An 11,386-nucleotide genomic window follows, 5' to 3' on the forward strand; every position below is an offset into this window, starting at 1 on the left:
GTCCCGGGCAGCCGCCGGCCGGACCCATGGATCGATCCGGCGCGTGATCCGTCCGCGGTCGGTGAACCCACAGACGAGGACCAGACCTGATGCAGCGACCTGCCGGTGATGACGATCTCGCCCCAGCGGCCCTCATGACGGCCGCCGCTCCCGCGGACCCGCGCGAACCCCCGAATCCGGTGTATGCCGTCCGCACGCGCGGTCTCCTCAAGAGTTACCCGGGTCCGGAGGGCACCCTCACCCATGCCGTGCACGGCTTGGACCTGGACGTGCTGAAGGGCGAGACCTTCGCTTTCCTCGGGCCCAACGGGGCAGGCAAGTCCACCACCATCGCCATGCTGTGCGCGCTGGCCCGCCCCACCGGCGGCGCCGCCACCGTCGCCGGAGCCGATGTGTTGACCCAAGCCCATCAGGTCCGTCAAAGGGTCGGCATGCTTTTCCAACACAGCGCAGTGGACCCCGATCTGACGGTCGAACAGAACTTGCACATCCATGCGCGGCTCTTCGGCCTGTCCCGTCGCCACGCCCGCGAACGTGCCGCCGAGGTGCTTTCGACCGCCGACCTGACCGACCGCCGCCGCTCCCCCGTGCGCACCCTGTCGGGCGGCATGCGCCGCCGTCTGGAGATCGCCCGTCAGCTGCTGCACGCGCCCGAGGTCCTCTTCCTGGACGAGCCGACCACCGGCCTCGACCCCCACGCCCGCGCCCAGGTCTGGGAGCACCTGCGCATGTTGCGCGAGAGCCAGGGCAGCACGCTCTTCGTGACCACCCACTACCTGGAGGAGGCGGAGAACTGTGACCGCATCGCGATCATCGACCGCGGTCGCCTGGTGGCCCGGGGCACCCCCCACGGCCTGAAGAGCGCGATCGGGGACGACCGGGTCCTCCTCCACACCGGCGACGACGCGGCGGCCCTCCGGGTCGTCCGTCAGGTCGCCCCCTCCGAGGGCGCCGTCACCATGGGGGCGGAGGGCATCTCCCTACGGGTGCCGGACGGCAGCGGATGGATCCCGCGCCTGTGCGCAGCCCTGGAAGCACGGGGCATCGCCGTGCGTTCCGCGTCCGCGACCCCTCCCACGCTCGACGACGTCTTCTTCCACCACACCGGCCGTAGCCTGGGCGCAGGGCAAGCCGCAGGCCCGAGCACGGTCGGCACCGGCACGCACGCGGCCACGAGGGAATCCGGAGGCAGCCGATGACCACGCTCTCCTGGGAGGTTCCGGACGCGCCCGGCGCCCGCCGGGGCGCCCGTTTGCGGCGCGAGTTGCGCGCCGTCCACGCCCTGATCCACCGCGATCTGCTCCGTCTGGCCGGTCAACGCACCCATACGGCACTGCTGTTGCTCCACCCCCTGCTCTACCTCGTGATCCTCGGCGGCGGACTGGCCGCCCTGATTCCCCAGTCCTCCCTGGGCGTCAGCTACCAGAGCTACCTCTTTCCCGGCATGCTGATGATGACGGTGCAGACCCCGGCCATCATGGTCGGCATCCGGATGATCACCGACCGGGAGATCGGCTACCTGCGCGAGCTCCTCATGGCGCCGGTGCACCGTTCCACCCTGCTCCTGGGACACTGCGCCGGAGGCACCCTGACCGCCACCGTCCAAGGGGCGGTGTTGCTGAGTCTGGCCGGTGTCGTCGGCCTCCCCTACGACCCAGTCCTCCTGGCCCTGCTCCTCGGCTGCATGGTGCTGGCCTCCTTCACGATCACTTCCCTGGCCCTGGCCCTGGCCGTGACCCTGCGCAGGGCCGAGACGTTCCACACCCTGCTCGGCCTGGTGATGATGCCCTTGTTGTTCCTCTCCGGCGGCTTCTTCCCGCTGAGCGCCTTGCCCGGCTGGGCCCACACGCTCGCCGCGGCCAACCCCCTCGCCTACGCAGTCGACATGCTCCGCCGCACCATCGTGCTGCGGGTACCGGATCAGGCGGGTGTCAGCGGCATCGAATGGGCCGGTCACCAGCCGCCCCTGCCCCTGGAAGCCGGTCTCCTCGTGGCGGCCGGGGTCATCGCCCTGGTCTGGGCCGCTCGCCGTTTCAACCGGCCCGAATGACCGCCGCACCGCTCCTGCGGGCGGGACCGGGCCCGGTGGAAAATGGTTCGACCGGGCCCGGTGTGCGTCCTAGGGTCGACGGCGTGGCAACGAAACTCAATCAGATCATCGCAGTGGAGAAGGGCGTCAAGTCCCGGGCGCACCAGGACCTGACGGCGGCGCATCACGGTCTACAGAAGCCCGCGTTGCTCGCCGGCATCTCCCGTACGTACCAGCCGAAGGACGAGGAGGGCGAGCAACTGCCGCCCGAGTCGACGCTGGTGCAGGTGAAGGCGGAGGACGTACTGCGCGACACCGCGCGGGCGTTGACCCGTCTCTTCGATGTGACGGCCACCAAGGACTGGGCGAACTGCGGGGCCCGTGCGGACATCACGGTCGACGGACGGGTGCTCGTGGAGCGGTCTCCCGTCGCCTACCTCCTGTTCCTGGAGAAGCAGCTCGCCGACATCAACACCTTCGTCCGCAAGCTGCCCGTGCTGGACGCCGCCGAGTCATGGACCCAGGACCCGTCGACCGATGCGTGGAAGACCGAAGTGGTGCGCACGGTCCGCACGAAGAAGGTCCCGCGCAACCACGTCAAGGCGGAGGCCACGGACAAGCATCCGGCACAGGTCGAGGTCTACTACGAGGACGTGCCGGTCGGTTACTGGACCACCGTGAAGTTCTCGGGCGCGCTACCGGCCCGACGGGTCAAGGAACTGCTGGAGCGCGTGGAGAAGCTGCAGCAGGCGGTGAAGTTCGCCCGCGAGGAAGCGAACGGCACCGAGGTCACCGACCAGCGGGTCGGCGACGCCGTCTTCGGCTACCTCTTCGGGTAGCCGGGACGCCATGGACTCCCCGGCCGCAGGACGCGGCCGGGGTGCGCGAGGAGCGCAAAGCTGAAGCTGAGCCTTGTCGTGACATCTGCGGTTCCAGTGGGGGTTCGACTCCTCCCCTCGGCACTTCTCGCCGGGGTGGCCCAAACAGGCAGAGGCAGACCGCGGTCAATCTCAGACTATTGCTCCAGACTCAGCATGCGCCGCTCATCGCCGGATCGACCGGGCCCGGGCCCTGGTGCGTCGAAATGCCAGTTCGAATCTGGTCCGCCGAGCTCGATCGGCGGTGGTCCAACGGCAGGACGCGACGCAATGACGAATGACCCGGGTCCTCAAGCGTGCCGGCGTGCGATGGGGAGCGGCATCAACAGGGTCCGGGGGCAGGCTACGCCCTCGGACCCGCTCCTCTTTGCCCGTGCCTTCGAGGCCCACCAGGCGTCGGCGACTACTCCGGGGGTCAGGAGTCCGTACCGGCTCGATCGGACGCACTGCGCAGGACGCAGAACTCATTGTCCTCGGGGTCTCCCAACACTCAGAACTAGACGTTCTGGAGTGCGGGCATGGTGGCATCGACCCTGGTCAAGTCGGGTGGCGGGAACCCTCTGGTCCCTACAAGGGCCATGGAGAACGCGACACACAGGCAAGCTCCGCACCCCCAGAAGGGTATGGAGACCACCCACACATCCCAGAACCCCCTCGCGGGGACGGTCTACACCGAGACCCTTCGGGGTGTGCGGTGTATCCGTCTGTCCGTGCTCACCGATGAGACCACCAGCCCCGAGCGGCAGCGCGAGGCCGACGACGTAGCGGCAGCCGCGCACAACATCAGCTTCGGCGAGGGCGACCAGCTCCGCGAAGCGGTGGACCTGGACGTGTCCGCGTCCAAGGTGTCCCCGTTCGACCGTCCCGCCCTCGGCGGGTGGCTTGCCCGCCCGGACGACTTCGACGTGTTGGTGTGGTGGCGCTTTGACCGCGCCATCCGGTCCATGAGCGACATGCAGAACCTTGCCGAGTGGGCGAGGAAGTACCGAAAGGTTCTGCTGTTCGCCGAGGGCATCGGCGGGGGCCCGATGGTTCTGGACTTCCGGAACCCCATGGACCCCATGAGCGAACTCATGATGCTCATGCTTGCCTTTGCCGCTCAGGTGGAGTCGCAGAGCATCAAGGACCGGGTTACCGGCGCCATGGCTGCCATTCGCAAGATGCCGCTTCGGTGGCGCGGCGGACGCCCCCCGTACGGCTACATGGTCGTCCCGATGCCCGCCGAGCATGGCGGGGTCGGTTGGACGCTGGTACCGGACCCCGACGCGGTCAAGGTCATTGAGCGCATCGTCCGCGAACTGTTCGACGGCATGACCATCTCCGCCATCGCTGCGGGGCTCAACCAAGACAAGGTGCCGAGTTCTCGCGATCACTGGGCCGTGAAGATGAAGCGCGAAAAGGGCGGGAAGACCGGCGGGGCCAAGGGGTCGCACGTCGTGCGTGACGTGTTCAAGTGGACCCCCGCTGTCATTACGCGGATGCTGCGGAATGAATCGCTGCTCGGCTGGAAGATGCACAAGGGCAAGCCCGTGCGAGACGCCGAGGGCAACCCGATCATGCAGACCGAACAGCCGATCATGACTCGGGCCGAGTTCGACGCGATCGGCGCCGTGCTCGACTCCCGCAGCATTGAGAACGGAGATCGCCACGACACCGACGCACTCTTGTTGCGCGTGATCCACTGCGACTCGTGCCGGGGCCGCATGTACCTGTCCAAGCCCACCAAGAACGGCGCGAGCGTGAACCCGTTCTACAAGTGCAACAGCCACGCGCGGGGCGACGTGTGCGAGCTGCCCGCCAACGTCCGTGCGCAGTGGGTTGACGACTACGTGACCGCCGAGTTCCTGCGTCTGGTCGGGCCCGTCCAGACGAAACACACAGTCGAGACTCCCGGGTACGACCCTGCCCCCGAGCTGCACGCCACGTTGGCCGAGTTCGAGGAGCACCAGCGGCAGCACGGACGTCAGAAGTCGCAGCACGCCGCGCGAGCGTGGCAGGAACGGGCGGACGCACTCGACAACCGCATAGCCGAGCTGGAGTCCCGGGAGAAGACCGAGCCGCAGCGCATCGTCACCCCGACCGGCCGCACGTTCGCCGACGAGTGGGCCGAGAAGGACACGGCGGGCCGGCGAGCCATGCTCATAGAAGCGGGGGTGCGGCGCGGCGTCCGGGGCGGGTGGCGCAAGCTCGACACGCGGCGCGTGGACTTCACCATGCGTGGTGAGCTGAACCCCGCAGTGGAAGAACTCGACGGAGTCGCGACGGCGCTGGAATCCGAGACACGCGGAGACGAGCCCACCCCGGGTGCGAGTGTGCGCCTGGTCGAGCCTGCCCGCGAACTGGTCGCCGCGTAGCCGCCCCGAGACTGGGGCCCGGCTGGGTTCACCCGCCGGGGCTCTCTGCTGCCCGCACACGGGCGTACAGGGGCCCTCGCCGACTTGCCCTCGGGCGGGGCCGCAGGGCAGCGAGAGGCGAAAAGGTGTTGAGAGTGACGACTTTCGACACTTTTTGAGATAGCCAAGAAAAACCTAACAGAAAGAGAAACCGGGGTCTCTGTCGTCACCCCGACACCGCTCGACATCCTCGGGCCACCCTCGGTTCCTACTACTGGGGCAAGAGAGAGCGGGACTACCGCGCACCCACCCCGAGGGGGATACCGGCGGACCGAGTGCCCGCTCTCTCTTCCAGCGTTGCCCGTGCAGCACGCACCCTCTCGGGGGTGGCCGCAGTGGTCGTGAGGCAACGCAAGCGGGGACCGCACCGTCCATGAGTAACCGCCCTTGACCGGGGGCACCGAAAGGGGTTGTAAGCGCGTGCGCTGATCGGCACCCCGAAAAGGGGTTCAGCATAGAGACACCTGCAACACAATTTCAGAGCCGCCATCACAACCCCCTGACGTGCCATACGCAGGGGCTTTTTCATGCCGAGACACAATGGAGAAAGATCATGAGTGAATATCTCAACGGTGCCGCATTCCTGAACGGGAAGCGCGATAAGGGGCAGAGGCGCGTCAACGCATTCAAGTGGGATGAGCGCATGGAAGTACTTTCCGCGCTGCGCGAATCGCGCCCCGAAGTGTTCGAAACGCTCGGCACGTCCATTCGGATGAGCCTTGGCTACTACGAGAACGACAAGAAGAATGCAGCCGAGCACGGCCGCGACGTGACGAAGGAGAGCAACTGATTATGACGACCGACATTCAGAAGGCAGCCGAGCGAGTCGCGAAGCTGCGGGCGCAGGCAGCAAAGGTATCCGCCCCGCTCGCGTACGCCGAAGCACAGTTGCAGGCAGCGCAGGAGGCGGAATCGGCACGACGTGCGGAACGCGCCAAGGAGTACAACCGTGAGGTTGTCGAGACGTGGCGCGAGCGCGCCGACGATGTAGCCAACTCCGGTAACACCGCGCGGGAAACGTTCCTCGCGGCCCTCTCCGCAGAGCCCTGGTTCGCGGCATACGTCGAATACCGGGCAGCCCGCCACAAGCGTAGGCATGTACTGAGCCTTTTCCATCCTCGTCCTGAGCTGGTCAGATGCAGAGTGAGGACGGCCTGGACGAGGCTGGTGGTCCGGATGGTCGAGCATTGCAGTTTGCGGAGGAGCCGCCAGGACTTCAGGGTGGCGACAGCCTTCTCGGCCAGGGCCCGGATCTTTGCGTGGGACCGGTTCACGGCCTGCCGGCCTGCGAAGAGGGTCTCCCAGCGTCCCCGGCACGAGATGCGGATCGCGCCGTCGGCGCCTCGGTGTCCCTTGTCGGCCCAGCACGGGATGTCCGCCTTGGCGAGGGCGCCGACGATGCCGTGTTCACGGGCTGCGCGGATGCCGTGGACGGTGCCGGGCAGGGCCAATGGGGTCGACAGCAGCCGGCCGAAGGGCTCGGCTATGACCTGCACGTTCATCCTGTGCCGCTTGTGCTTGTCGGAGTAGAACGGCCGGTCGGCGGCGATGCGATCGATGGGAAGGAGGGTGCCGTCAGGACCCGATACGCCTTCGCCCACGTGGTCCGCACCGCGTCGGCCAGGCCGGGGCGAGAGTAGCCAGAAGCTCGACCGCCCAGGTGACACAGCGGTAGGCCGTCGTGATCTCGATGCCGAACCCGGCCGCGTCAGCAATGCCCCTCGGGGGAACCCCCGGGGGGAGATGAGCGCAGTCGATGGGCCGGCTGCGGCGCCATCGGCTGGTGCCTGGCCTGCGCGGCAATGGGTTGCGGGGTTCAGTTGATGGTGAGGGTGGCGACGCTGTCGATGCGGGAGACTGTTCCCAGGCCGAGGGTGCAGGCGAGGACGTCGGTCGAGGGGGCGACGAGCTGGTACACGACGGTGTCTCCGGCGAAGAGGCCGGAGGTGACGGTGCCCGTGACCGTGGTGGTGAGCACGGCAGCGGCGAGGTTGACGGTCCTGGTGCCGGTGACGACGGTGGTGGCGCCGTTGTTCCAGGTGAAGCTGATGGTGGTGGGGGCGGTGTTCAGGAGGGTGAGGCAGGAGTAGGACGGGATGGTCACCTGACTCACGCTGATGGGGGCCGAGTTGATGACGGGCACGCTCAGCGATGTGCAGGTGTTGAGATCCCGGGTGATGGTCACGGTGGTGCTGGCAGGTGTCAGGCTCAGAGGCGGTGAGTAGGTGGAGGAGTCGTTGCTGGGCGTCGTGCACAGGATGTCGCCCACTGCCGCTTGAGCCGGTGAGCCTGCCGCTACTACCGTCGCTGCGGCGAGCGCCAGCGCGCTGAGCAAGCCAATGACAGAGTTCCGCTTCATCGAGGAGCCCCTTCCCTAGGGATTCGACGGTCCCACGGGCAGGCCATCGCAGCTAGCGGCAATTCAGCCACCAAATCGGCGGCCCGGAAGGGGTACCAATCCGGGCCTCGGGGCGGGCCTGGGTGCAGCCCACGACGGCGCTGTAGAGGGCCGAGGTGGTGGCCGAGGTGTAGCCGCCGGGCAGCCCGACGCAGGGGGCGATGTCGGAGTGGGAGGCGACTGTCATTGTCTGCGGGGTGTTGAGGAGGGGCGGTGAGTAGGAAGCGGTGGTGGTCTCGGTGCAGGAGAGCTGTACGAGATCGGCCGGGACGGGTGACGCCAAGGAGACGGCGGGCATGCTCACGAGGCTCAGTGCGGCGGCCAAGGGGACCGCGAATCGGCGTACCTGTTTCATGAGGGCTCCGTAAAGAATGGGGTGACGGTGCAGAGCGTCGCCTGTCGCGGCCGTGGATGCCCGGAGCGGGGTCGTTCCGAATGCGAACCGGGGTCGGGGAGCGGTTCGGCGAAGGAGTCGACGTCACCTCTCATCGTGGGCGAGGAATATGCAGCTTGACAGGCCGCATCCCCACCCGGGCAGGCGCCTTCCGGACACCGCCACGAATGGGTGCCCCAACGCCGGAACCCGTGAACTCCATGGACCGGCAGCGGGTGTGCCGGAGGCACGTGACATACAGGGGTGTCAACCATCCCCTCCGCCACATCCGTTTCGTCCTGAATTCGGCCTGGACGTGTTCCTTTCGGCGCTGCCACGCTTCGCGGGACCTTCACATCGTGCTGCGGACGGGCACCCCCGCTGTGGCACGCACTCCGAGGAGTTCGCCCATGAACATGAACCGAAACGCGGCGCGCATCGCGGCACTGGGGGCGGCGTGCGCGCTCGGCTCGCTGGGCCTCAGCCCCGCTTCCGCTGCGCCTGCGTCGGCCTTGGTCGAGTGCACGGGCCAGTCGGTGAGCCAGTACTCGCCGCCCCTGACCAACACCCCGCAGGCGACGACGATCGTTAATCAGGGCCTGCTCGGCCTGGCCGCGTCACCCGGGCTCTGTGTCGCCGTGGGGACGACGGTGTTGTCCGCTCAGTACAGCGAGACCATCAACAACCCTTCCCAGTCCTGCAACACGACTCCCTCCTCCGGGAGCGGGAACCGGGTCTTCACCTGGGACAACGGGCAGACGAGCACGTTCACCTACACCTCGACCATCACCGTCATCAATGGCACGAGCGCCTCCGTGCGCACCGGGACGATCACCGCCGGCCGGTTCTCCGGCCATCAGGCTGAGCAGATCACCTTCTTCCCCACCCTCGACCCCACCGCCTGTGCCACCACCGGAGTCGCGACGGCATCGTCGCAGACCACCCTCACCATCCAGCCCTGACCCCGCCCTCCCGCCGCACCAGACTCCCGTCGGAGGAATGCTCATGACGCCCCGCACAACCTCTCGCCCGCGCAGGCGCCACGCCGCTGTGGCCGCGGCGGCAGCCGGCCTTCTGATGGCCGGGCTGTCCGCGCCCGCCGCAAACGCCCAGCCGGCCTCGGCCTCTCTGCTCTGCACCGGCTACGAGACCGCCACCTACCAGCCCGGCCTGACGCTGACGCAGCGGCAGACAGCCGTGACCGCCACCGGAGCCGTCGGCCCCTGCGCCGGAACCGACACGCAGCACACCGGCGGAAGCATCAGCTTCCAGGGAGAAGGACAGCTGTCGTGCACCGGCGGCAACTCGTCCGGCTCCGGCCTCATCACCTGGTCGAACCCCCAGACGACCCCATCCGCCTTTACCTTCACCGGCGGGGTCAGCCTGCGCCCCGGCGGCGTCTCCGTACTCGTCCTCACCGGCCAGGTGCAGTCCGGAGACTTCAAGGGATCGCAGATCACCCTCGAGATCGCCCTCGTCCCGACCCTGACAGAAACCCTCCAGTGCACCACCCCCAACGGGCTCAGCACCTCGTCCGGCCCCCTGACCGTCCAGCTCCTTTGACCTCCCGCCGGCGAGAGCACCGTGCGAAATGGTCCGGCAGGTGAGACAGAGGTCGAACTTTGCTGATCAGAGGCGGTGTGCCACCGTAGAGCACCATGAATAATGATCACGACAAGGCCGAGACGCTGGCACGAGCGGTCCGGCTGCGGGAGCAGGGCCAGGCCGAGCAGGCCCGGAAACAGCTGGTGGAACTGGTCGAGCGGTACCCGGCAGACGGCGAGATCGCCTATCAGACCGCCTGGGTGCACGATGTCCTCGGCCTGGAGCGCGAAGCCATCCCGTTCTACGAACGTGCCCTGAGCGGCGCGGGCCTGTCCGCGGAGGACCGGCGCGGAGCCTTCCTCGGCCTGGGAAGCACACACCGCATCCTGGGCTCCTACGACAAGGCCGTACAGACCCTTCGACAGGGACTCGATGAGTTCCCGGACGATGCGGCGCTGCACGCTTTCCTCGCCATGGGCTTGTACAACCAGGGTGAGAACCGTCAGGCGGTACAGCTGCTGCTGAAGACGCTCGCCGCTACCAGCAGCGACCGCCGGGTACAGGACTACCGGCGGGCAATCGAGCACTACGCCGACAACCTGGACAGCATCCAACACGACAAGGAACCGCAGCACGAAGGACGCTGAAGCCACCGGCGACACGGCACCGCTACGACAACCGTGCGCGCCGGTGGAACCCCGAGGGACCACCCGCGCCACACAGCAGACAGTCACGCACGCCACCTCGGCGCATCCCGCATTTGTGGCGTGCTACACCCCAGCCTAAGCCACTGAGCCTTTCCAGCCTGGCAGTGCTGGCTGCGTGTTGGACAGATCGGTGGAACGACGAAGCTCCTGCTGGACGGGGTCTCGACCAAGATCACCCGTGTCCGCCAGGAGCTTCGCGTGCTTGTCTACCCGTCGTCGATCGACCTGTCCAGTCGCACCCTGCGTTACCTGACGGGACTACTCACTGCTCGGCGAGGGGAGATCGGGACTCGATGGCGTCGGCTGACCGCCAATCGTCAGGCTCTCCTCGCCCTGGCCCATCTGCGATGCGGTGACACCTACGCCCAGCTCGCCGCCGGGTTCGATATCGGCGTCGCAACCGTGTACCGCTACATACGCGAGGCCGTCGATGTGCTGGCCGCCCTCGCACCCACCCTGGCCGAGGCGATGGACATCGCCCGTACTAAAGAGTTCGTGATCCTGGACGGCACCCTGCTGCCGATCGACCGGATTGCCGCCGACACCCCGTACTACTCGGGCAAACACAAACGTCACGGCATGAACATCCAAGTCCTCACCGATCCCTTCGGCCGACTACTGTGGGTCTCACCGGCCCTGCCCGGATCGACCCACGACCTGACAGCCGCCCGTACCCACGGCATCGTCGAAGCACTCGCCGATGCCGACCTCAAGTGCTGGTCCGACAAGGCGTATCAAGGTGCCGGTGGTTCCATCCGGGTACCCTTCCGCGGCCGCCGCCTCAAGCAGTGGCAGCGTGAGCACAACAGCACACACGCCAAGATTCGCTGCCTCGGCGAGCAGGCTATGGCCACCTTGAAGAGCTGGCGCCTTCTACGAAAGCTTCGCTGCAGCACCAACCGCATCACCGCAATCGTCCAGACCGTCCTCGTCCTTCATCACGCCTCGGCATGAGGTTGGAAAAGGCTCACTGAGGATTTCTCAGCGAAATTATCTTCGCGAAGCTGGGTGAACCACTCGATTCGGGATGGATCGAGCGGCTGGGTCCCGGGCGCGGACAGGC

At 67.4% G+C, this 11,386-nt stretch carries 11 protein-coding genes and 1 pseudogene; 9 read left to right on the forward strand and 3 right to left on the reverse strand.

The window, feature by feature from the left end:
* Positions 1-89 precede the first annotated feature (89 nt).
* From ACFW2Y_RS30650 to ACFW2Y_RS30670, 5 genes are all read left to right on the forward strand, one after another.
* The gene (locus ACFW2Y_RS30650) at positions 90-1,199 is read left to right on the forward strand and encodes an ATP-binding cassette domain-containing protein (RefSeq protein WP_384885621.1); all 1,110 of its coding nucleotides are present in this window, start codon (positions 90-92) and stop codon (positions 1,197-1,199) included.
* Entirely contained in the window at positions 1,196-2,050 is an 855-nt protein-coding gene (locus tag ACFW2Y_RS30655; protein ID WP_384885623.1) for an ABC transporter permease, read from the forward strand. The genes ACFW2Y_RS30650 and ACFW2Y_RS30655 overlap by 4 nt, the downstream gene beginning before the upstream one ends.
* A gap of 83 nt (positions 2,051-2,133) precedes the next feature.
* Positions 2,134-2,868 carry a hypothetical protein gene (locus tag ACFW2Y_RS30660; protein ID WP_384885625.1) on the forward strand — a complete coding sequence of 245 codons (735 nt, stop codon included), beginning with the start codon at positions 2,134-2,136 and terminating at the stop codon, positions 2,866-2,868.
* A gap of 662 nt (positions 2,869-3,530) precedes the next feature.
* On the forward strand, positions 3,531-5,261 hold the full coding sequence (locus tag ACFW2Y_RS30665; RefSeq protein ID WP_384885628.1) for a recombinase family protein: 1,731 nt from the start codon (positions 3,531-3,533) through the stop codon (positions 5,259-5,261).
* A gap of 592 nt (positions 5,262-5,853) precedes the next feature.
* Positions 5,854-6,090 (forward strand): hypothetical protein, encoded by a 237-nt coding sequence (locus ACFW2Y_RS30670; RefSeq protein WP_384885630.1) that lies wholly within the window; start codon positions 5,854-5,856, stop codon positions 6,088-6,090.
* Positions 6,091-6,421: 331 nt separating this feature from the next.
* Here the strand turns inward: ACFW2Y_RS30670 and ACFW2Y_RS30675 are convergent.
* The 3 genes and pseudogenes from ACFW2Y_RS30675 to ACFW2Y_RS30685 form a co-directional block, all read right to left on the reverse strand.
* Positions 6,422-7,097 (reverse strand): annotated as a pseudogene (locus ACFW2Y_RS30675) (transposase family protein); the annotation flags it as partial.
* A 19-nt stretch (positions 7,098-7,116) separates the two neighbouring features.
* Complete coding sequence (locus tag ACFW2Y_RS30680) at positions 7,117-7,659, reverse strand: hypothetical protein (RefSeq protein ID WP_384885632.1); 543 nt, start codon at positions 7,657-7,659, stop codon at positions 7,117-7,119.
* Between the two features lie 52 nt (positions 7,660-7,711).
* The gene (locus ACFW2Y_RS30685) at positions 7,712-8,053 is read right to left on the reverse strand and encodes a hypothetical protein (RefSeq protein WP_384885634.1); all 342 of its coding nucleotides are present in this window, start codon (positions 8,051-8,053) and stop codon (positions 7,712-7,714) included.
* A 428-nt stretch (positions 8,054-8,481) separates the two neighbouring features.
* Between ACFW2Y_RS30685 and ACFW2Y_RS30690 the strand changes: the two genes are divergently transcribed.
* From ACFW2Y_RS30690 to ACFW2Y_RS30705, 4 genes are all read left to right on the forward strand, one after another.
* The gene (locus ACFW2Y_RS30690) at positions 8,482-9,033 is read left to right on the forward strand and encodes a hypothetical protein (protein WP_384885636.1); all 552 of its coding nucleotides are present in this window, start codon (positions 8,482-8,484) and stop codon (positions 9,031-9,033) included.
* Positions 9,034-9,076: 43 nt separating this feature from the next.
* Positions 9,077-9,634, forward strand: coding sequence for a hypothetical protein (locus ACFW2Y_RS30695; protein WP_384885638.1), 558 nt, complete (start codon positions 9,077-9,079; stop codon positions 9,632-9,634).
* A gap of 95 nt (positions 9,635-9,729) precedes the next feature.
* Positions 9,730-10,263, forward strand: a complete 534-nt coding sequence (locus ACFW2Y_RS30700) for a tetratricopeptide repeat protein (protein WP_384885639.1) — start codon at positions 9,730-9,732, stop codon at positions 10,261-10,263.
* A 258-nt stretch (positions 10,264-10,521) separates the two neighbouring features.
* Positions 10,522-11,277 carry a transposase family protein gene (locus ACFW2Y_RS30705; RefSeq protein ID WP_384885641.1) on the forward strand — a complete coding sequence of 252 codons (756 nt, stop codon included), beginning with the start codon at positions 10,522-10,524 and terminating at the stop codon, positions 11,275-11,277.
* Positions 11,278-11,386 lie beyond the last annotated feature (109 nt).

This window comes from Streptomyces sp. NPDC058877, from assembly GCF_042742855.1.
Taxonomy (GTDB): domain Bacteria; phylum Actinomycetota; class Actinomycetes; order Streptomycetales; family Streptomycetaceae; genus Streptomyces.

Bases quoted from the DNA above. Each gene is read 5' to 3' on its own strand.
- ACFW2Y_RS30670 (WP_384885630.1), top strand. From the start codon at position 5,854: ATGAGTGAATATCTCAACGGTGCCGCATTCCTGAACGGGAAGCGCGAT.
- ACFW2Y_RS30650 (WP_384885621.1), top strand. From the start codon at position 90: ATGCAGCGACCTGCCGGTGATGACGATCTCGCCCCAGCGGCCCTCATG.
- ACFW2Y_RS30690 (WP_384885636.1), top strand. From the start codon at position 8,482: ATGAACATGAACCGAAACGCGGCGCGCATCGCGGCACTGGGGGCGGCG.
- ACFW2Y_RS30665 (WP_384885628.1), top strand. From the start codon at position 3,531: ATGGAGACCACCCACACATCCCAGAACCCCCTCGCGGGGACGGTCTAC.
- ACFW2Y_RS30655 (WP_384885623.1), top strand. From the start codon at position 1,196: ATGACCACGCTCTCCTGGGAGGTTCCGGACGCGCCCGGCGCCCGCCGG.
- ACFW2Y_RS30700 (WP_384885639.1), top strand. From the start codon at position 9,730: ATGAATAATGATCACGACAAGGCCGAGACGCTGGCACGAGCGGTCCGG.
- ACFW2Y_RS30695 (WP_384885638.1), top strand. From the start codon at position 9,077: ATGACGCCCCGCACAACCTCTCGCCCGCGCAGGCGCCACGCCGCTGTG.
- ACFW2Y_RS30680 (WP_384885632.1), bottom strand. From the start codon at position 7,659: ATGAAGCGGAACTCTGTCATTGGCTTGCTCAGCGCGCTGGCGCTCGCC.
- ACFW2Y_RS30685 (WP_384885634.1), bottom strand. From the start codon at position 8,053: ATGAAACAGGTACGCCGATTCGCGGTCCCCTTGGCCGCCGCACTGAGC.